This window comes from Gordonia aurantiaca (assembly GCF_039939235.1).
In the GTDB taxonomy this organism is placed as follows: domain Bacteria; phylum Actinomycetota; class Actinomycetes; order Mycobacteriales; family Mycobacteriaceae; genus Gordonia.
In genome coordinates this window covers 779,129-799,463 of the sequence record NZ_JBDUUF010000001.1, presented here as the reverse complement: position 1 = coordinate 799,463, position 20,335 = coordinate 779,129, and the positions used below count along the sequence as shown (strand labels likewise).

The window sequence follows — 20,335 nt, the reverse complement described above, 5'->3', positions numbered from 1 at the left end:
CCCATCCTGCTCACCACTGCCCGGTCGAGATCCGTGGCCATTTCACCCGGAGCGTCGGCGATGGACAGCGAGGACATATCGGCACGCGACATCTCGTCCACCAAAATCCCCAGCGACGACGGGTCGCTTGGGATGGTTGCCGAAACACACGTCGGGCGAGTAGAAACGGTTTCGTTTCATGCACGGCCGTCGGGTTGCCACCGGGCCTTGGAGATCGTCTGAAGATCTACCGGGGAGAGTCCGGTGGCAATCGCAGGCAGGTGCAGTTCGGAAAGGGCTCGGCTGCGGCCGGTTTGGCAGATGTCGGCCAGATCGTCGGTGAGGTCAGGCCGTTCTCGACCGCTGGGTCCCATGTCGACTGATATCGACCCATTCACTCTCCAACGCGGCGACGACCGTCCACGGACCCGATGGTGACCCGGACGGTGGTACGTCGCCGACGCCGGCAGCTTCGACCTTCGAACGCCAACCAAGCCGACGCCAGCGCCACCCCGCCCCGCAGAGAGTTGCAGACCAGGTGAACGATCGGCAGCGCCGCGTCTGGCACCGATGGCGCGTCAGCTCGCCGGCGGAACCCCGACCTCGGACTGTGCACTCACCGCATCGAGCGCCTCGATGAACGGCGGGATGAAGTACTTCGCGCCGAGCACGCAGCATGCGTGGCCACCGTCGACCTCGTAGCGCTGCGCCCCCGGGATGCCGTCGACCAGCAGTTGCTGTCGTTCGGGTTCGACGACCTTGTCGCGAATGGAGACCACGACGGAGGTCGGGACGTCGATCTCATGGAGCCAGTCCCGGGAGTCGAAGGCACCGAGGCCATGTCCGAAGTCGCCGAGGTGCGACAACGGCGTGGAGAAGAACTGCCGCAGAGCCCAGATCGAGGTGTGCGACGTCGTCTTCTCGAGGCTCTTCTCGGACACGCGCGGGAAGAGCCGGTAAACCGGACGCAGAATGCGGGCGGTGCGTTCCGACGACTGGCGGTGCTTGGGATCGCGGGTGCTGAAGTACGGACCGGTCGAGCACAGCACCAGACCGACGACGCGCTCCGGGTGCCGCCGCCAGGTGAGCTGGGCGATGCCCCCGCCCATCGAGAAGCCGGCCGCGATGAACCGGTCGATGCCGAGCACGTCGGCGGCGGCGACCACGTCGTCGGCGCAGTCGCGCAGGTCGAAGCGGTCCGACTCGATGCCGCGACCGTGCCACCGGGCGTCCATCGTGATCACCCGGTAGCGGTGGTTGATGGCGGGGATGGTCGGATACCAGCACAGCAGCCCGGTGGTCAGCACCGAGTGCAGCAGGAAGACCGCAGGGGCGTCTCGGGGACCCGAATCGGTGACGTAGGCGCGGCCACGACCCGGGAGCTCGAGCATCTGGCCCTTGGGGATGTCGTTGGCCGGGTACGGCTTGAAGACATGCTGGAGCATACGTGCGGCTCCGTTGACGAACTCGGAGATCACACTTACAAAGTTACGTGAGATGCTGGTCACATGATCGACATCGCCCGTCCGAAGATCGAGGGGTCGATCGCCGTGGCCGACGGTGATCGCCGCATCGGATTCGCCGAGTACGGATCCGCCACCGGACGAGCCATCATCTGGCTCCACGGCACACCCGGAGCACGTCGTCAGATACCGATCGAAGCCCGCGGATATGCCGCTGAACGGCATGTTCGCCTGATCGGTCTGGACCGTCCGGGTGTCGGCGCGTCGACCCCGCACCGCTATGAGAACGTCGCCGCCTTCGCATCCGATCTCGAAGAAGTCCTCGAGGCACTCGGCATCGGCGAGTTCGCGGTCATCGGTTTGTCCGGCGGCGGCCCGTACACCCTGGGTGTGGCGCACGCGATGCCCGACCGGGTGGTCGCGGCCGGCATCCTCGGCGGCGTGGCGCCGACCGTCGGCCCCGACCGCATCCCCGGCGGCGCGATGCGCCTGGGGTCGCTCCTGGCGCCGGCCGTCGACGTCGCCGGATCCCAGATCGGTCAGGTCCTCAGCACCGCGCTGCGCTTCGCCAAGCCGATCGCCGAACCGGCCATCAGCGTCTACGGCCGATTCTCACCCCAGGCCGACCGAGAGTTGCTGCAGCGCCCCGAGTTCCGGGCCATGTTCCTCGACGACCTGCTGCATGGCGGACGCCGGGCCATGGAAGCGCCGTTCGCCGACGTCGTCGTGTTCTCGCGGGACTGGGGTTTCCGGGTACACGACGTTCATGTGCCCGTCCGCTGGTGGCACGGCGACCACGACCACATCATCCCGTACGAGCACGGCGAGCACATGGTGTCGTTGTTGCCGGACGCCAAGCTGTTCTCGCTACCCGGCGAGAGTCATTTGAGCACGCTGCACATGGCGACCGACATCATCGACGAACTGCTGGCCATCTGGGATCAGTCACGGGCGCTGAAGTAGCAGCCGAGCATCATGTCGGGGCCCTCTCACCCGGCCTCGTAACGGCACAGCCGCTCGCCCACGTCGCGCGGCACAACCATCCGGCTCCGTCACGACACAGTCGCCCGGCTCCGTCACGACACAGTCGCCCGACCCGTCAGGGCGCGGTCGCCGACAACCCCGCCGCGAGACCCAGCACGACCGCCATCAGCGCCACCTCGATGACCGCGTTGCGGATCGAGACGACCTCGGTCGTGCGGTGACGCTCGACCGCGGGCAGCCAGCGCCGCCGATGCCGCACCGCGACCCCGACCAGGGCGGCCAGCATCACGACCTTCGCAACCAGAACGCGGCCGTAGCCCGTGGTGAACAGGTCCGCCGGGGCGTCGAGCTGGGTGATCGCGGCGACCACTCCGGTCACCGCGATGATCCCGACCGCCCACGTCGCGTACCCCGAGAACGCCGGCAGGCTGCGCGCCCAGCCGGAACGACCGCGCACCGAGATCGCGATCGCCGCGAGCACCCCGACCCACCACGCAGCGGCGAGGGCGTGGGCGCCGACGAGGATCGGGCCGATCGCGGTGTTACCGGCGTGCCCGGCGATCGCGGTGGCCAGCACCCCGATCCCCGCGAGGGCCCCGACCACGAGCACCGGCACGTCGATGTCGGTCAGCAGATCGAGCACCGCCCACACCACGATGAGCAATCCCACGACCAGCGCGACCATCTCCGACGTGCCGGAGCCGAGGACCTCACCGAAGCCGCCCGCGGTCACGTCGAGCACGTCGATGCCCGCACGGTCGGCGGTGCGCACCCACGCGCTGATCAGCGTCGCCACCACCCACACGCCGGCGAGGGCGCCGATCAGGCGGGACGACGGTCGGGCGTCGACCGTCGACAGGAAGCCGAGGCCGAGAATCACCACGGAGACACCGAGCGCGAGCGTCGCGGGCACAGCGACCGGGTCCGGTCCGTCGGGCCGGGCGAGCAGCCAGCTCACCAGCAGCCCGGCGAACAGGGCCGGGACGCCCGCGACCACCTTCACGTCAGCTCTTCTTGGGACGCCGCGTCAGCCAGAAGACGACACCGAGACCGATCACCAGCACGGCGACGGCGCCGACGATGAAGTACCAGACCGGGGTGCCCTCGTCGGAGAACTCGGCGGAGTCGTCGGCGAGCGGCCCGGGCTCACCGTTGCCGGCGACGGTCAGCTCGAAGCTGCGCTGACCGCTGATGACGTGCCCGTCGGCGGAGGTGACACGGTAATTGACCGTGTACTTGCCGGTGGGGCCGAGCTCGCGCACGGCGACGCTGACGTTCTCGCCGTCGACCTTCGGTTCGCCCTCCTGCCAGAAGTGGTTGTCCGGTCCGACGACGTTGACCACGGCGTACGCGGTCTGGATCGGCTCGTTGAAGGTGAGCGTGACGGTCTCGGGGCCCGACTCGAGGCTCGCACCGTTGTCGGGATCGGACGAGACGAGTCGTGAGTGCGCCGAGGCGGCCGGAGCCACCCACGTGCTAACGACGCCGAGGCAGGCGAGCACGGCGAGGACGAGGACAAGGGTGCGCCTACTCATCGAACCGTCCGTACTTCCGCGCGACCATCAGCGCCGCGAGACCGAAGACGGTCCCCAGGACGCCGATGGCCAGACCGACGCCACCGAGCCAGCGGGCTGCGTCGTCTGCGGACTCGGCCGGGGTCTCCTCCCCTGCCTGCGGGGTGACGGTCGACGCGGCGTGGTGCGCGTCGGCGTGTGCACCGTCGCCTGGGGCCAGGGTCAGGGTCGGAGCGGGGCGCTGGGGTTCGGTGCCGTCGGCCGGGGTCGGCTCGTTCCAGTCGATCTTCTCGCCGTCGGCGTAGACCTGCAGCGCCGGGAGCATGATCGTCTCCTGCTCGGGGAACGGACCGCCGGAGAAGCTGAACTGCGCGAACTGTCCGACCGGGATGCCGGGCGAACCGGGCTCGGCGGTCCAGGTGATCTCGGTGACCTTGTCGCCCTTCTTGGTGACGATGGACTTCCAGCCGGGCGTGGTCTCCGGACGGGCGGAGGCCAGGCCGTCTCCGGGCATGGTGACGCGCAGCTGAGTGGTCGCCGCGGCATCTGCCTCGTTCGGGACGGCGAGCGTGACGACGCCGTAACCGCCCTGGGTCACGGTCGGGGCGGTGGCGGAGACGTGCGCGGACGCAACACCCGCGCCGGACAGGGTGGCGGCGCCGAGGGCCGCGGCGGCCGTGGCGGGCAGGACGATTCGACGGGTGAGTTTCGCCCGGATCGAGGAAGGCTTCTTCATCTGGGTTCTTTCGTGGGTTCGGATTCGGTTGGCCGGAGCGCACGACGCCACCGAGCCGGTAACGGGTTCGGTGAGGTGCGGCGTCAGGATCCGAGCGGAGGCCCGCGAACGCCTGCACCGCCGAGGGCGGGTCCGGAGGCGAGGACGGGCTGGGGCCGGCGGACCTGCAGCGGACCGGCAGCCCGCTCGGCGACCGGCGCCGTCAGCGACGCGATGACCGATCCGGCGACGGCCAGCAGGTGTGCGCCGACGACGATCAGCCCGGCCGACAGCGGGATCGCGACGAGGTGCGTGACCAGCATCGGGACCGTCGACACACCGTGCGCCGTGTGGGTGGTGGCGCCGGCGATGTCGGTCGCCAGCGCCCAGTGGCATGCGACCTGCGCGGACGTGAGGACGCCGATCGCCGACGCCGTGGCCGGGACCAGACGTCGACGCCGCGTGGGCGGGTCGAGGAGCAGGGCCGCGGCGATCCCGATCGCGGCGGCGAGCACGACCCCGCCGGTGCCGGGCAACCCGCCCGACGCCTCGCCGTGGGCGCCGATCGCGACCGCGGGCACCACACCCGCAGCCCCGACGCGCGTGAACGCGTCGGGGCTGCGGGAGGTGCGTGACATGCCCTCATCCTAGGGAGCACGCCCACCAGCAGCGGAATCGCCGTGGTGAGCCCCGGGGACCGCGGCGGTCTCGGCGAAGCCGGACCGGCCCGTCGGGCTGCGGTGACAGAATCGAGTCATGTCGCTCTCACCGGCTCCCGTCGAGGTTCGCGAGATCGAGATCCGCGAGCTGTCCTCACCGGACGAACTCGACGAGTTGATGCGCATCTTCGACGACGTGTGGCGGCCCGACCCCACCCGGCGACCCGTCGGCATCGACATGTTGCGCGCCCTGTCCCACGCGGGCAACTACGTGGCGGGCGCGTTCATGGGCGACCATCTCGCCGGCGGCAGCGTCGCGTTCTTCTCGGCTCCGGCCGGCGAGTCCCTGCACAGCCACATCACCGGCGTCACCCGCCGGGGACGCGGCCACAACGTGGGCTATCTGCTGAAGATGCATCAGCGGCACTGGGCGCTGGAACGCGGGCTGTCGACGATCACGTGGACCTTCGATCCGCTCGTCGCACGCAACGCGTATTTCAACATCACCAAGCTCGGTGCGCGACCGGTCCACTACTACGAGGACTTCTACGGCGAGATCGGTGACGAGCTCGGCGGGGATGCCGACTCCGACCGGGTGCTGATGTCGTGGTCGCTGGCCGAGCCCGTGCCCGACGGCGCCGAGGACGTCGAGAGCGTGGAGGCGCTGCTCGCCGACGGCGCGGTGTCGGCACTCGACGACTCCGACCGGTCGCGGCCGGTCCCCCACCACGAGCACGTGGCCCCGGATGTGTCGGTGGTGGTTCCGTTGCCGCGGGACGTCGAGGCGATGCGGGCGAACCATCCGCTCGACGCGGCCCGGTGGCGGATCGCGTTGCGGGATGCATTGTCCCCGCTGCTCGTCGAGGGTGGGGCACGACGCTCGGTGCGGTTCCTCCGCTCGGGGCACTACGTGTTCCGACCGGCCGGCTCGGGGGTGCGGTGAGCTCCGAGCTGACTCCCGACGAGTGGGTCCGGTATCCGCACACGCTGGCCGATGTGCTGCCGTCGGTGACGCATGCACTGGGGGCCTCCGGGCCCGCGAGAGCGGGCGACGATGCGCCGGGTCTGCCTGTGCCACCGGGTGATTCGGTGATCGTCCTGCTCATCGACGGACTGGGCGCGGTGCTGCTGGACGAGTACGCCGAACATGCCCCCACCCTGCGCGAGCTGACCGCGACAACGCTGCGTGCCGGGTTCCCGGCGACCACCGCGACCAGCATCCTGAGCCTGACGAGCGGCGCATCCGGTGGCGTGCACGGCATCATCGGATACAGCTTCCGTCCCGACGACGACTGCCGCACAAGGGGTTCGCGCCGGGTGCTGAACTCGCTGCGGTGGAGCCTCGACTCCGCGCACGGGCCGTCGGCGCTCGTCACCTACCCACCGGCGCTGGTGCGCACCGAACCCGGAACGCTGGACGCGCTCGCCGACGAGGGCGTCCAGGTGTCATATGTGATGCCCGGCGAATTCCGCGGAACCGGACTGACGCTGGCGGCGTTCCGAGCGCCCGGGTCGTACATCCCCGCGAAGACGCCCGACGAGGTGCGAGACGGCGTGCTCTCGGTCGTCGGCAAGAACTCCCGTCATCGGCGGTTCGTGTACGCGTACTTCAGCGAGCTCGACACCGCCGGCCACATCCACGGTCCGGGTTCGCAGGAGTGGCTGGACAAGTTGCGGACAATCGACCGGCTGGTCGCCGATCTCGCCACCGAGTTACCCTCCGGCACAACGCTGCTCGTCACCGGCGACCACGGGATGATCACCGCCGACCAGGCCATCGACATCGACACGGCGCCCGGCCTGCTCGACGGCGTCGAGGTCGTGGCGGGTGAGGCGCGGGCGCGGCACGTGTACACCGCCCCGGGGACCGCCGAGGATGTGCTCTCGACGTGGCGCCGGTTCCTCGGCGACGCCGCGCACGTCGTGTCGCGGGAACAGACACTCGACGAGGGCTGGTTCGGCCCGCAGGTGAAGGACGCCATCGCCCGCCGGATCGGCGACGTCGTCGCCGTTGCACGCGACGCGGTGACGCTGACGCGGTCGGCGAGCGAGGAGTTCGAGTCGAAGATGATCGGGCACCACGGGGCGTTCACCGCAGCGGAACAGCTTGTGCCGCTTCTGGTCACGACGGGCTGACGCGTGCCGATCCCGGAGGTGTGACGACACTCCGGACGAGGGTCACACGGGGTCCGCGAGCGGTCGTGGCGCGCAGGACGCTCGTCCCCGCGCGTAGTCGCGCACCGGCCGCCTGCGTTCCGCGCACATCGGTCGGCCCCGTAGCTTCTGGCCCCGTCACCTTCCGGCCCCGTCACCTTCCGGCCCCGCCATCTCAGGGCGCGGACGCCGCCACCTCGTCCCCCTCGGTCACCAGGTCGAGCCGCACACCGAGCAACCGTACGGGTCGGTCGATGTCGAACCTGGTCAGCAGGTCCGCGACGACGGCTTCCAGCGTCTCGTGGTCGAGGCTCGGCGCGGGCAGTTTCCTGGATTTGGTCCGCGTGTAGAAGGTTGTGGTCCGGACCGTCACCGCGACGCGGAACGGCAGACGTTCCTCGGCGACGACCTGGTCGAGCAGTTCGCGCAGTAATTCGGCTGCGGCCGCGCGCATCTCGTCCGGCTCGGTCAGGTCGGTGGCGAATGTCCTTGACTTGGAGTGGGATCGGGCCAGCCACGGTTCGGAGGTGATGGTCGGGTCACCGCCGCCGCGGCACAGGACGTACAACCAATTGCCCTGGTGCGGACCGAAGGTCGCGATCAGGTCGTCGCGAGGGGTGGCGATGAGATCGTTGACCGTCTCGATGCCGTTGGCGGCGAGCTTGGCCGAGGTCTTCGGTCCGACGCTCCACAGATCGCGCGTCGGCCGCTCCCCCATCAACTGCAGCCAGTTGCGGTCGTCGAGCAGGAACACCCGCGGGGAGTCGTGGGACGAACCGGCGGCATCGGGCGTGGCCGCCGGTGGTCGCTTGGCGAATCCGGTGGCCATCTTGGCGCGCTGCTTGTTGTCGCTGATGCCGACGCAGCAGGTGAGGCCGCAGCGTTCGAGGACGTCGTGGCGGATCTGCTCGGCGAATTCCACGATCGCGGCGTCGTCGAACTCCTCGACCTCGGCGCCGCGTTCACCGACTCCGAGGTAGGCCTCGTCCCATCCCCATACCTCGACGGGGTGGCCGGTCGCGCGCAGGACGTCCATGACGTCGGCCGACGCGGCGTCGTACGCTCCCATGTCGAGCGGCAGGTACACCGCGTCGGGCAGCTTGCGGTGTGCCGCGCGCAGCGGCATACCGGCACGCACACCGTGGTCGCGCGCCTCGTACGACGCGCAGGTCACGACCTTGCGCGCCTCGGTGGGATCGCCATTGCCGCCGACGATGACCGGCACACCGACCAGTTCCGGGCTGCGCAGCCGCTCGACCGACACCTGGAACTGGTCGAGGTCGACGTGCAGCAGCCACCGGTGGCGGCGTGGAACCGAAGTGGTCACCCCGCCAAGGGTAGTGCGGATTCATGCCCGGGAACGCCGACTCTCCGGGCCTAGGACGCGACGTCGAGGCGGTCCGGCTCGAGCCCGATCGTCCGGCACGCGCCGCGCAGCGAGTGCGGATTGAACCGGATGACCGAGAGCTTGGTCTGCTTCTCGGGGAGGTACGGGGCGAACGACGCACCGGCCTCGGTGATCGCGGACTCGAGTGCCTCTCGCTCCACGGCGCTGAAACCCTTGACCGCCCGGGTGAGGACCTCCTCCAGCAGCGCCCGATCCCGATGCAGCGGCGGCGGAACGAGATTCAGTGCGGGAGAAGCAGTTCCACAGTTCGTCGGATCGGTGACGGCGTGCAGGGCGACGAGCAGGAATCCGGCGGCGATGATCGCCTTGAACTCGGGTTCGGCATGACGGTTCTGCCCAATCTGCACCGACCGATAGACCTGCACCGGCTGCGGTTGCAGATCCGCCATCGGCGCGGTGCGGTCGGGCTCGGCGAGCCCGAGCGTCGCCATGGTCTCCCGCCGGGGTGACGAGGCGAGTTCGGCGGCCACGGCGTCGGAGTACATCTTGCGCAGGCGCTGCACGATGGCACGATGACGTCGGATGGCCTCGTCGACCTGCTCGATCGACTCCTTCGACAGTTCGAACGTGGCCGGGAAGATGGCGAGCGCCCGGTATCCGGGCGAGATGATGAGCTCCTCGATGGCGATGGCCTCGGCGATCGCCGCGGGCTCGAGAAATTTGCGGACGCTCCGCCGTGCGGCGCGCGCCGAGAGAGTGCTGGTCAACTTGAGTCCTCCACACACGTAGACCGTTGGTGTTCGAGGACGAGATACTCCCGCCCCTGGTGTTGACCCCCTACGCTCCGGCACCCCCTGCGATGCCGTTATCGAAGCGCACGATCAATATAGACGCAGATCACAAATTTGTCAGTCGTACGACTGAGGATCTCGAATCGCTGGTTCGAGAACTCAGCTCCTGGACACCTGACCCGGTTCTACCCTGAAAACAGGACCATCGGCCCCACGCGGGGACCACCGAAGGCCCTTTTGACCGCCGACGCGGCGCGCTTCACTGGGACAAGGGTGATTCGAAAGGAGTCGGGACGTCATGTTGCGGTTCCTCGCCCGCGAATTGCACATGTGGCGCCTCATGCACGCGTCGTCCAACCGCCTGGTGCGCACGACCGACCGAGTGGAGACCCTCGTCCTCGGAGTGCTGGCCATCGGAGCGCTGGCGGGGATGCTCATCGCGTTGACCGTCGGCGCCGACACCTACGCCTCACACAAGGAGCTGGTCGACGACCAGGGCCCGCGACATTCCGTGAGTGCGACGGTGGTGGCGATGTCCGGACCCGAGGAGGACCGACAGCCGCCGACGGTGACGGTCGAGTGGAAGGCCCCCGACGGGGAGAAGTCCACCGCCGAGGTCCCGCGGGACCGTCTCGACCGGGTCGGCCGTGAGCGGGTGGTGTGGCTCGACGAGGACGGCAATGTCACCGATCCGCCGCTGACCACCACGAACGCCGTCGTCGAAGGACTTCTGGCCGGCATCGGTGTGGCGGTTCTCACGATCCTGGGCGTGTGGGCGCTGGGCGCGTTCGTACGGTCGGTCGCCGATCGGCACCGTTACCGCCAGTGGGACGTCGAGTGGCAGGAACTCGACATCGACAGTCACCGGTGATCACGCGCCGCCCGAGCCCGGGGTCGTGAACCGGCGGGCCGGGCGCGCCACGGAGTCGCTGGGGCCTGGGAGTCGACGGGTCTCGACGCACGTGGGTCGACGCCTGCCGACCTCACGCGTCGTCGCCGTCGTCGAGGTCCGCGGTCGACAACCACGCCTGCGAGTCGTCGACGCCCACGTGCGGCGGCAGGGGCGGGAGGCGTGTCCCGAAGACCTCGTGCGTGAGTTTGCTCAGCGCCCGGCACTCCTCGGCCCACGACATCCGGCCGGCAGGCGTCACCTCGTACGTGGTCTGGACCCCGTGTCCGACCGGCGCGTCGCGAGCGGCGAGGAGACCCCGGCCGACGAGATCGTCGAGCACCGCCTTCAGCTCCCCCGGCTGGACCCGGTACCCACGGCGATGCAACTCCTCGAGGACGTGGTCCGCCGAACACGTGGTGTGCAGGGCGGCTCCCAGGATGTGCACACGGACGGCGGCGCGCTCGATGGCCTTCATCTGCCCTCCTCCCTTCGTTCGCCACCACCGCGACGTCGTCGAAGGACCCGGCGCCGACCGTCGGCGGCGTCACGGGGGCCATCTCCACGATGCCCCGTTCGGGACGCGGACGACAGGGGCGGAAGGCACAACCAGATGTCCCCCGGAACAGCCCCTGGCGACCTGCGACGAGCAGGCGGGACGCCGTGACCGGTCCGGAAGCCTGCGGTGGCGCGGCGCCGGGGCACCCGCTCAGCCCTGCCCGCGCGCGGCCTCGACCAGCAACCTCCGCTCGGCGCGGGCGACGTGCAGCCGGGTCGCGGCGACGGCGTCGGGGTTGACCGACACCGAGGTGATCCCCATCCGCACGAGATGCTCGGCGTACTCGGGGTTCGACGACGGCGCCTGACCGCACAACGATGAGGTGATGCCGCAGCGTCGGGCGGTGTCGACGATCCGGGAGATCGCGTCGAGGACGGCCGGGTCGGCGCCGTCGAACAGTTCGGCGCAGGTCTCCGAGTCGCGGTCGACGCCGAGGATCAGCTGGGTGAGGTCGTTGCTGCCGATCGACACCCCGTCGATGCCGGCGTCGACGTACGACGGCAGCCAGTACAGCACCGACGGCACCTCGGCCATCACCCACCGGTGCAGGCCGCGCTGGCGGCCGAGGGGGCTCTCGTCGATGAGTTCGAGGCATCGTTCGAGTTCCCAGCGCGTGCGCACGAACGGCAGCATTATGTGCAGGTTGGGGTGCCGTTCCCGGGCCCGGGCGAGTGCGGCGAGTTCGAGCCGGAAGACGTCGGGTTCCTTCACATACCGGTAGCAGCCCCGGAAGCCGATCATCGGGTTGCGTTCCTCGGGTTCGTATCGGGCGCCGCCCTCGAGATAGCGGAATTCGTTGGTGCGCAGGTCGGTTGTGCGGTACACCACCGGCCGCTTGCCGAACGGCGCGGCGACGCGGGCGAGGTTGTCGGCCAGTGCGCCGACGAAGGACTCCGACTCCCCGGCCGCGATGACCGCACGCGGGTGCCGTCCCGACAACGCCTCGGACAGCATGAATTCGGCGCGGAGCAGGCCTACGCCGTCGACGTCGGTGGCGCCGATCTCGGCGGCGTGCTCGGCCGAGCCGATGTTCACGTAGATCTTGGTGGCGGTCACCGGCCCGAAAGGCTGTTGGGGCGCGGGCGGGGTCGGGGTGACCGTCACCGCGGGTCGTGCGGTGGCGCCGGCGGTGACCTCACCGGTGCCGCCGTCGACCGTGACGACCTGCCCGTCTGCGAGATCCTGTGTGCCGGTTCGGGTTCCGACGATGCACGGCACCCCTACCTCACGGGCGACGATCGCGGCGTGGCAGGTGATCCCGCCTCGGTCGGTGACGACGGCGGCGGCGCGGCGGATCGTGGGTAGCCAATCGGGGTCGGTCATCGGCGCCACCAGCACCTCGCCGTCGACGAGCCGGCGGCCGTCGGCCGGCGAGTGGAGGACGCGTACCGTCCCACCGGCGACGCCGGGTGCGGCTGCGAGGCCGGTGACCAGGACGGAGCCCTGCGGCGGGCCTGCCGCGTCGGCACCGGCCCCGGTGGTGTTCGAAGACGTTCCGGCGGAGTTGTCTTCGACAGACGTCGGTTCGACGGCCGATCCGGCGGTGGTCATGGGATGGCTCTCCAGGGTGGTGATGGGGCGGGACTGGACGATCCAGATGCCGCCCTGCGGGTCTATCGCCCACTCCATGTCCTGTGGTCGTCCGTAGTGCCGTTCGGCGCGGATCGCCATCCGCGCGATGGCCTGCACGGTGCGCGTGTCGATGACGGGTGTGGTGCGGCCGGGCGCCACCGGTTCGCGACGGTCGTGGCCGTCGGCGCCGCGGACGATGCGGAATTCCTGGTTGCCCAGGGAGGTTTCGAGGATGGAGCAGTCGGTCTTGGCCACGACGAAGGTGTCCGGGGTCACCGCGCCCGACACCACCGCCTCGCCGAGTCCCTCGACCGCCTCGACGACGAGGCGTTCGCGGTCGCCGGTGACGGGATCGGCGGTGAACACGATGCCGGCGACCTGCGACTCGACCATCCGCTGGACGACCACCGCCATCAGGGGCTCGGAGGTCAGACCCCGCTGCGCGCGGTAGGTGACCACGCGCGGCGAGTACAGCGACGCCCAGCACCGGACGACCGCGTCGATGAGCTCGTCCGCGGAGCCGATGTTGGTGAACGAGGCGTTCATCCCCGCGAACGAGGCGTCCTTGCCGTCCTCCCCGATCGCCGACGACCGCACGGCCACGTTCACGCCACCGTCCGGACCGCCGGGCAGGCCACGGTAGGCGGCGAGCATGTCGTCGGCGACCTGTGGCGCGATCCCCGCCTTGTGCACCATCTCCGCCATCTGGCGGCTCAGGTCGGACATGCGGGCGTCGTCACCGACCGCGGCCAGTGCCTCGCGGTGCGCCGACGCCAGTTCCGCGCGGACACCGCCATGGTCCATCGACGCGGCGAAGGCGTCGGCGGTGAGGACGAACCCGTCCGGCACCGGCAGGCCGGCCCTGGTGAGCTCGCCGAGGTTGGCCCCCTTGCCGCCGACGGACAGCACCTGTTCGAGTCCGAGTTCTGCAAACGTCGCGACATACGCCATGTGTCTCACCGATCCTGTTGCGTGCCCCCCGGGTTATGTGGTTGCCTGCGCGGGTGCGGTGTGGGTGACCATCACCGGACACGGCGCGACCTGCGCGACCGCCCGACTCGTGGAACCGAGCAGCAGACCGCGGAAGCCGCCCCGGCCGCGGGTACCGACGACGACGAGCTGCGCCGTCGCCGCGGCGTCGACGATCTCGGCGGCGGGCGAACCCATCCCGACACGGCGTTCGATCTTCACGTCGGGGTAGTCCTCCGGGAAGCCTGCGAGCATCTCGCCGAGCATCTCCTCGGCTTCGGTGCGGAGATTCGTGACGACCGTGTCGTCCTGTCCACGCAACGGGGCGTTGGTGATGCCGATGCCGTGCACCGCGAGCACCGACGTCTGCAGCAGGTCCGCCTGCGCGAAGGCATGCGCGATTGCCGTGACCGAGATCGGGGACGCGTCGACGCCGACGACGACGGGTCCGACGGTCGGGGGTGGGCCGCCGACGATCACCACCGGACATTCGGCGTGCGCAGCGGCGTCAGCGCTGACCGAACCGAGGAGCAGTCCGCGGACACCGCCGAGTCCGCGTCGTCCGACGACCAGCTTGTGCGCCTCGCCCGACGCGTGCCGGAGCGCGAGTTGCGGGGTGCCGCCGACGACCCGGCCGTCGACGTGCAGGTCGGGCGCGAGGTCACGGACGTGGTTGACCGCGGCGTCGACGGCGCGCCGGGCGTCGGCCTGCATCGCACCCATCACCACGTCCGCGGTCATCATCGCGGTCGGAGCGTAGGCGTACGGGACGGTTCCCACCGCGGAGAGCACGCGCAGCGGCCGTTTCTCGCGGAGGCACGCTCCCACCGCCCAATCGACGGCCATCTGCGAGCATTCCGAGCCGTCGACTCCGACGACGATCGGCGCCTGTGGGTCGGTGAGTGGATGTGTCATGCCGATCTCCTCCGCTGGCGATCTGCGCGAGACTCCCCGATCTGTCCGCGTCCGGTCCCGTACTTCCATCGTCGTACTTTTCATCGTCGTACTTTTCATCGTCGTACTTTTCATCGTCACCGTGTGGTGGATGACGGGACCGGAGTCGAAAGTCATCGAAGGGGTGCCGAAGGTCCCGGTCGACGACGCAGGTGGCCAGACGTCCGGTTCAGGCGGCCAGCAGCACGATGAGGACGACCAGGGTGACGACGAGACCGCCGAGGATCGCGGAGACCACGAAGACGGTGCGGCCGGAGCCGTTCGTCGTGGGCTGGGCCCGATCGGAGGGCCCGGGCCCGGTGCATCTGTTGTCGTGGCGACTGGAGCCGCGCCGGTGCCGGCACCTGTTGCCGAGAGCCGCTTGACCGGGTGCCCGACCGACGGGGATGTGCTGACCCGGTGCCGCCGGTGGGCCTGCAAACGGCGATCCCGGCCGGCGCGACAGAGACACCCGCGGGGACCCGGTGCAGTTGCGGCCACTGCTCGGGCCGCAGGTCGGCGGGGCCGATGGCCGCGAACACCACGCCGGGCCGGGCGACGATCCCGACCCGCAGGTCGACGCCATGCAGGGTGCCGGACATCGGGGCGTCGAGGGCGAGCCGGCCCTGCGGGGTGTCGAGGGTGGCGAGCGGTTCACCGGCGCGCACGGATTGCCCGGACCGGACGAGGACCCCGGCGATGACCGATCCCGACGGCATGTTCGGGAATGCGACGCGGTGACCCGTTCCCGGCCCGCCGGCGGTGTTGCCGGTTCGGACGGCGTTCCGGGTCCCGGCGGTGGTCCCGATCCCGACACGGGCGCCAAGGGGACGACGTTGGTGGAGCGCAGCAGCCCGCCCTGGGCGACGACGACCTTCGGGTCCCCGATCCGGGCCACGCGACCGACGGCCGCCAGCGCCGACTGCAGCATCGCGATGCTGCTGGGTGCCGCCGGTGACGTAGACGTTGACCGGGCCCTTGGGTCCGGTGCCGGCGGAATCGGCACGCGCGATGGCGTCGCGGGTGAGTTCGACGGCGCGGTCGACGAACGGGGTGATCATCGCCTCGAACTCGCGTCGGGTGAGCAGCAGCGTGCGTCCGGTGCCGGGGAGTTCGACGACCGCCTGCGCGGTGTCGGAGAGGGCCTCCTTGGCGGTGCGGACGTGATCGGCGAGGGCGATCATCGCCGCCAGGGCGCGAAGCCGTTGCGGCAGTTCGGGGTCGAGTTCGGCCGCCTCGTCGAGCACCCACCTGGCGAGCCGGGCGTCGAGGTCGCGGCCGCCGAAGTTGTTGTCGCCGCCGGAACCGGTGACGGTGAATCCGTCGACACCGTCGCGCACGAGTACCGCGACGTCGCAGGTACCGGCGCCGAAGTCGAAGACGCACATCCGCTCGTCACCCGACACGTCGTGTCCTTGATACACGTAATTCCAAGCAGCGGCGAAGGATTCGGCGATGCGCAGACGCGCCCGCGCCGGGGACCAGCAGGCGTTCGCCGCCCTCGACGTGGCACAGCAGGTCGTCGTCTCCGACCGCATCCGCGAAGCCCTCGCCCGGATCCCGGACGCATACCGCGCGACCTTCGTGCTACGCGTGTACGGCGAGCTCAGCTACTCGGACATCGCCGAGGTCCAGGGCATCGGACTGCAGACCGTGCGCAGCCGGATCTCGCGGGCGCGGTCGATCCTGTCGGAGTTGCTGGCGGATCTGCGGTAGCAGCCACCGAGCCCTCCATCAGCGCACCTCCGTCAGCACACCTTCCAGCCGGGCCTGCCGTCGATCCACAATTCGCGATACGCGAGACGGCCGTGGCAGTCACCGAGATCCCCGGCGGTGAGCCGCACCGCTCCGCCGGTATCAGGATCACCGGCGTAGGCGCACATCACGCCGCGTCCCTCCGCCTGCGGGCCGCCCCACGACGACCAGGTGACCTTCACGATCGTGTTGGCGCACAACGAGTTCAGCGACAGCTGACTCGGACGGGCGGTTCCGTATCCCACCGAGTCTGGTTGTCGGCGCGTCCGAGCACCGGTTCGGCGGCAACCAGGTGAGGTGCCGGCAGCCCGGCGTACAGACCTGTGCTGCTCGGGGTCTCGGCGTGCCCCACCCCCACTCCCACGACCGACGCGGCGAGCGCCGCGATCGCCATCCCGATCCGCGCACCGCATCTGGACATCGTCATGTCCCCACCGTCGCACGCCTGGTCGTCGACGACCCCGAACGCGGCCGGAATTCCCCCACCCGAGTGACACCGCCGTATGCACCGCCCGCGGAACCCGGCTGCGTGGTGGGCTTCTTGGTCGCTGAATCACGGGAGGCGCCTGCGGTGCAGACCTAGGCCCATGCGGTGCCCACCGACGGATCAGGTCATCTGAACGGCTGATCGACGACGATCCGAACACTCCCGGGGAACAAAGTCGAGCCGGTTCTCCTCCAATCACCAGAGCACGAGAAAACACCACATTCCGGAAGGAACCCGCCATGAGCAACATCCCCGAGGACGCCGTCCTCCTCGACACCGATGGCGACGGAGTCACCGACGCCGCGCTGACCGACGGACGGTCGACCGGACTCGATCGCCTACGACACCGACCACGCGGTCGCCGACACGGACGGCGACGGCACCTTCGACACCGCCATCGACGATCAGGGCAATGTCGAGGTGGGCGCCTTCGGCAGCATCGACAGCGGCGACCTCGCCTGACGGCTACCGGCGCTCGACTCCCACAGGTCCACAAGACCACTCTCCGGTTGATCCCGGTCGCGAACCCGCGGCCGGGATTTCGCCGTCTGTCGACCGTCGACACCGGCGACACCCGGGAGCCGGGATGCGGGCAGACGTGCAGGTCCGGTTCGTCATACTGATCGGGTGCGAACAGACCTGCCCCTCCTGGCCGACCACGACCGCGGAACCATCGGCTCGCTGGAGTTCGCCGTGCCCGTCTGGGCGACCGCGACCGCACTCGTGTTGGTGCTCGCCCTCGCCTGGCTCTTCGGCGCGATCGCGCGCTGGCTGTTGCGTCGTCGCGCCCGCCTGAACGCGACGACGTCGATGGTGTTGTCGATCCTCGGCACCGCCGTCGGCCTGTTCATCGCGGGCGCCATCGATCACCGCATGACGATCTGGCACCCGGTGACCATCCTGCTCGGCCTGATCAGTTCGGTCATCGCCGTCGGCGCCTACGGAACCATCGCCGCCCGGCTGCAGAGCCAGACCGACATCTCGGTGCCAGAGCTCCTCGCCGCAGGGGAATCCGAACAGCTCGAGTTCAAATCCACGGCCCGGGTCAACCTGCACACCGGCCAGCGCGACGCCGCGATGGAGCAGGTGATCGTCAAGACGGTCGCAGCGTTCCTCAACTCCGACGGCGGGAACCTGCTGATCGGTGTCGACGACCATGGCACACCCCTGGGCCTCGACGCCGACTTCACCACGCTGCGCCACCCCGACACCGACCGGTTCGAGCTGTGGCTGCGGGACACCTTGACCTCGATGCTGGGGCAGAGCATCGCCGCCGAGGTCGGGATCTTCTTCGAGACGGTGCCCGTGCCCTCCGAGGACCGCGGCGAAGAGGCGAAGGCCGCGCCCACCGAGGCGCTGGTCTGCCGCGTCGAGTGCACCCCGTCCCCGCGGCCGGTGTACCTGCGGCCCGCGAAGAACAACGCGCAGCCGGAATTCTGGGTTCGCGCCGGCAACTCGTCGCGACAGCTGTCGGTCGACCAGGCGGCGGACTACATCATGCACCGCTGGCCCCTCGGCGCCGGTCAGGCGCTGGCCGCTCAGGTACGGGCCGCGGTGCGATTCTCCGCGGTCTAGGCCCGGCTGTTCCGAAGCTCCGTCCCCGTCGACTCCTTCAGACGGGCACATCACCCTTCGAACCTGCTCGGGCGGGACGACATCTCCTTCTGCCGCGGGTGGTTCCGCCGCCTCATGCGGTGACGGTCGGGGGTTCGTGGCCGCCGGTGGGCGGTGGCGGGGACCGCCCGACGACGCCCGATTGCACCGGTGTCGAAAGCGGACCGAAATCGTCCTCGATGGCTGGGACAGTGGACCCACATCACCACCGAAGCCACCTGGAGGACCCGTGAACTGGACGCTCGAAGTCGTCACCCTGCCCGTCACCGACCCCGACCGCACCAAGGCGTTCTACGAGTCGATCGGCTTCCACGCCGACGCCGACCACACCGTGAGCGAGGAGATCCGGTTCATCCAGATGACCCCGCCCGGTTCGGACTGCTCGATCGCCTTCGGCAAGGGGATCACCGACCGCGAGCCCGGCACCACCGGCCCGCTCATCATCTGCGTCACCGACATCGAGGCCGCACGCGAGCAGCTGCTGGCCGCCGGCGTCGACGCGAGCGAGGTCGACATCCAGCCGTGGGGCCACTTCGTCTACTTCACCGACCCCGACGGCAATCAGTGGTCGGCCCAGTATCTGCCGTACCGCGACAACAATTGAGCTGCACCGATCTGGGACCGCACAACCGGGACAACGCAGGCTGACACGGTCGTCACGGCTACGGTTGGTTATGCGATCCCCCATCGACGACTATCTCGAACAGGTCCTCAACGACTACCGCGACGCCGACGGCGGGACAGTCATGACCGGCAACCGGGAACTCGAGAAGGCCGACCCGTCGTCGTTCGGGATCGCGCTGGCCACCGTCGACGGCACCGTCTACACCGCCGGCGACGCCGACCACGAGTTCTCGATGCAATCCATCGCCAAGTTGCCGGCCTACGCGCTCGCCCTGCGCGACCGGGGACTCGACGCCGTGCTCGACCGCGTCGACACCGAACCCTCGGGTGACGCCTTCAACGAGATCTCGCTCGAAGCCGAGACCGGGCGACCCCGCAACGCGCTCATCAACGCCGGCGCCATCGCGGTCCACGCGATGGTCGACGGCGGGGACGCCACCGAACGGGTCGAGCGCATCGCCGACCTCGTCAGCACCCTCACCGGACGCGAACTCGGCATCGACGAGGCCATGCGCGACGCCGAGATGGCATCGGACGACCACAACACCGCGCTCGCCTACCTTCTCCGGTCGGCCGGCAAACTCGACTACGAACCCGAGGAGGTCGTCGACGGCTACGCGGCGCAGTGCGCGATCACCGTCACCTGCCGCGACCTCGCGGTCATGGGGTCGGTTCTCGCCAACGGCGGACTGTCCACCACGAAGAACGACGAGCGGCTGCTCGAAGGGTGGATCACCCGGCACTTGTTGTCGGTGATGGCCACCTGCGGCATGTACGACGGTTCCGGCAGTTGGATGACCAAGGTCGGAATTCCCGCGAAAAGCGGTGTGAGCGGAGCGATCCTGGGTGTCCTGCCCGGTCAGATCGGTGTCGCGGTCTGGTCGCCGAGGCTCGACGAGCAGGGCAACTCGACCCGCGGAGTCGCTGTCTTCGAACGACTCTCGCGCGACATGGAACTGCACATGATGCACGTCGCCCCGTCGGGCATGCCCGCGCTGCGGTCCGTGGAGCAGCGCGACGGCGAGACGGTCGTCGAGCTCCAGGGCGACGTCCGCTTCGCCGGCGCGGAGATCATCGCAAGCCGTGCGTGCCAGGGATTTCCGACCGACAAGGTGGTCCTCGACCTCACCCACGTCCGGGTCATGGACGACGCCGCGCGCGGACTGCTCCGCGAGGTCGCGAAACGCCTCGGCGACGAGTACGACGCGCGCATCGAGGATCCCAACGATCTCATGGACAGCGGCCCCGACGACCGGGACGGCGTCGACGAACAATAGGCCGAGCGCTTCGGCGAGAACGGCACCGTAGGGACGCGGATGGCTCTTA

Annotated in this window: 19 protein-coding genes and 2 pseudogenes; 9 read left to right on the top strand and 12 right to left on the bottom strand. The window is 69.7% G+C overall.

Going from position 1 to position 20,335, the window contains the following annotated elements; all coding sequences use genetic code 11:
• Nucleotides 1-557 precede the first annotated feature (557 nt).
• Entirely contained in the window at nucleotides 558-1,457 is a 900-nt protein-coding gene (locus tag ABFT43_RS03610; RefSeq protein WP_347959004.1) for an alpha/beta fold hydrolase, read from the bottom strand.
• A 30-nt stretch (nucleotides 1,458-1,487) separates the two neighbouring features.
• On the opposite strand from ABFT43_RS03610, the gene ABFT43_RS03605 reads away from it, so the two are divergent.
• Nucleotides 1,488-2,405 carry an alpha/beta fold hydrolase gene (locus ABFT43_RS03605; RefSeq protein ID WP_347959003.1) on the top strand — a complete coding sequence of 306 codons (918 nt, stop codon included), beginning with the start codon at nucleotides 1,488-1,490 and terminating at the stop codon, nucleotides 2,403-2,405.
• 136 nt (nucleotides 2,406-2,541) lie between these two features.
• On the opposite strand, the gene ABFT43_RS03600 is transcribed toward ABFT43_RS03605, so the two are convergent.
• From ABFT43_RS03600 to ABFT43_RS03585, 4 genes are all read right to left on the bottom strand, one after another.
• On the bottom strand, nucleotides 2,542-3,429 hold the full coding sequence (locus ABFT43_RS03600; protein WP_347959002.1) for a copper resistance D family protein: 888 nt from the start codon (nucleotides 3,427-3,429) through the stop codon (nucleotides 2,542-2,544).
• Between the two features lies 1 nt (nucleotide 3,430).
• Nucleotides 3,431-3,961: a copper resistance CopC family protein gene (locus ABFT43_RS03595; protein ID WP_347959001.1), complete on the bottom strand. Its 531-nt coding sequence runs from the start codon at nucleotides 3,959-3,961 to the stop codon at nucleotides 3,431-3,433.
• Entirely contained in the window at nucleotides 3,954-4,676 is a 723-nt protein-coding gene (locus ABFT43_RS03590) for a YcnI family copper-binding membrane protein (protein WP_347959000.1), read from the bottom strand. The genes ABFT43_RS03595 and ABFT43_RS03590 overlap by 8 nt, the downstream gene beginning before the upstream one ends.
• 83 nt (nucleotides 4,677-4,759) lie before the next feature.
• A complete protein-coding gene (locus ABFT43_RS03585) occupies nucleotides 4,760-5,293 on the bottom strand; it encodes a YtxH domain-containing protein (RefSeq protein ID WP_347958999.1) in 534 nt (177 codons plus the stop codon).
• A 118-nt stretch (nucleotides 5,294-5,411) separates the two neighbouring features.
• Between ABFT43_RS03585 and ABFT43_RS03580 the strand changes: the two genes are divergently transcribed.
• Nucleotides 5,412-6,257: a GNAT family N-acetyltransferase gene (locus ABFT43_RS03580; RefSeq protein WP_347958998.1), complete on the top strand. Its 846-nt coding sequence runs from the start codon at nucleotides 5,412-5,414 to the stop codon at nucleotides 6,255-6,257.
• Nucleotides 6,254-7,450, top strand: a complete 1,197-nt coding sequence (locus ABFT43_RS03575; protein ID WP_347958997.1) for an alkaline phosphatase family protein — start codon at nucleotides 6,254-6,256, stop codon at nucleotides 7,448-7,450. The genes ABFT43_RS03580 and ABFT43_RS03575 overlap by 4 nt, the downstream gene beginning before the upstream one ends.
• Before the next feature lie 193 nt (nucleotides 7,451-7,643).
• On the opposite strand, the gene ABFT43_RS03570 is transcribed toward ABFT43_RS03575, so the two are convergent.
• Together ABFT43_RS03570 and ABFT43_RS03565 are read right to left on the bottom strand one after the other, a co-directional pair.
• Nucleotides 7,644-8,795: a DNA polymerase IV gene (locus ABFT43_RS03570; protein ID WP_347958996.1), complete on the bottom strand. Its 1,152-nt coding sequence runs from the start codon at nucleotides 8,793-8,795 to the stop codon at nucleotides 7,644-7,646.
• Nucleotides 8,796-8,845: 50 nt separating this feature from the next.
• Nucleotides 8,846-9,583, bottom strand: coding sequence for a hypothetical protein (locus ABFT43_RS03565; protein ID WP_347958995.1), 738 nt, complete (start codon nucleotides 9,581-9,583; stop codon nucleotides 8,846-8,848).
• A 322-nt stretch (nucleotides 9,584-9,905) separates the two neighbouring features.
• Between ABFT43_RS03565 and ABFT43_RS03560 the strand changes: the two genes are divergently transcribed.
• On the top strand, nucleotides 9,906-10,478 hold the full coding sequence (locus tag ABFT43_RS03560; protein ID WP_347958994.1) for an Rv1733c family protein: 573 nt from the start codon (nucleotides 9,906-9,908) through the stop codon (nucleotides 10,476-10,478).
• Between the two features lie 112 nt (nucleotides 10,479-10,590).
• Here ABFT43_RS03560 and ABFT43_RS03555 read toward each other — a convergent pair whose 3' ends face one another.
• From ABFT43_RS03555 to ABFT43_RS03540, 4 genes and pseudogenes are all read right to left on the bottom strand, one after another.
• A complete protein-coding gene (locus ABFT43_RS03555) occupies nucleotides 10,591-10,974 on the bottom strand; it encodes a PadR family transcriptional regulator (protein WP_347958993.1) in 384 nt (127 codons plus the stop codon).
• A gap of 231 nt (nucleotides 10,975-11,205) precedes the next feature.
• On the bottom strand, nucleotides 11,206-13,578 hold the full coding sequence (gene ppsA / locus ABFT43_RS03550) for a phosphoenolpyruvate synthase (RefSeq protein ID WP_347958992.1): 2,373 nt from the start codon (nucleotides 13,576-13,578) through the stop codon (nucleotides 11,206-11,208).
• 33 nt (nucleotides 13,579-13,611) lie between these two features.
• Nucleotides 13,612-14,511, bottom strand: coding sequence for a universal stress protein (locus ABFT43_RS03545; RefSeq protein WP_347958991.1), 900 nt, complete (start codon nucleotides 14,509-14,511; stop codon nucleotides 13,612-13,614).
• 482 nt (nucleotides 14,512-14,993) lie between these two features.
• Nucleotides 14,994-15,980: pseudogene (locus tag ABFT43_RS03540) on the bottom strand (Hsp70 family protein); the annotation flags it as partial.
• A 4-nt stretch (nucleotides 15,981-15,984) separates the two neighbouring features.
• On the opposite strand from ABFT43_RS03540, the gene ABFT43_RS03535 reads away from it, so the two are divergent.
• Nucleotides 15,985-16,245: a sigma factor-like helix-turn-helix DNA-binding protein gene (locus tag ABFT43_RS03535; protein ID WP_347958989.1), complete on the top strand. Its 261-nt coding sequence runs from the start codon at nucleotides 15,985-15,987 to the stop codon at nucleotides 16,243-16,245.
• Between the two features lie 32 nt (nucleotides 16,246-16,277).
• Here ABFT43_RS03535 and ABFT43_RS03530 read toward each other — a convergent pair whose 3' ends face one another.
• Nucleotides 16,278-16,529 carry a hypothetical protein gene (locus ABFT43_RS03530; RefSeq protein WP_347958988.1) on the bottom strand — a complete coding sequence of 84 codons (252 nt, stop codon included), beginning with the start codon at nucleotides 16,527-16,529 and terminating at the stop codon, nucleotides 16,278-16,280.
• 481 nt (nucleotides 16,530-17,010) lie between these two features.
• Between ABFT43_RS03530 and ABFT43_RS03525 the strand changes: the two are divergent.
• From ABFT43_RS03525 to glsA, 4 genes and pseudogenes are all read left to right on the top strand, one after another.
• Nucleotides 17,011-17,233: pseudogene (locus ABFT43_RS03525) on the top strand (hypothetical protein).
• Between the two features lie 165 nt (nucleotides 17,234-17,398).
• Nucleotides 17,399-18,346, top strand: coding sequence for an AlbA family DNA-binding domain-containing protein (locus ABFT43_RS03520; protein ID WP_347958987.1), 948 nt, complete (start codon nucleotides 17,399-17,401; stop codon nucleotides 18,344-18,346).
• 268 nt (nucleotides 18,347-18,614) lie between these two features.
• Complete coding sequence (locus ABFT43_RS03515) at nucleotides 18,615-18,989, top strand: VOC family protein (protein ID WP_347958986.1); 375 nt, start codon at nucleotides 18,615-18,617, stop codon at nucleotides 18,987-18,989.
• A gap of 70 nt (nucleotides 18,990-19,059) precedes the next feature.
• A complete protein-coding gene (gene glsA, locus ABFT43_RS03510) occupies nucleotides 19,060-20,286 on the top strand; it encodes a glutaminase A (protein WP_347958985.1) in 1,227 nt (408 codons plus the stop codon).
• Nucleotides 20,287-20,335: the final 49 nt, after the last annotated feature.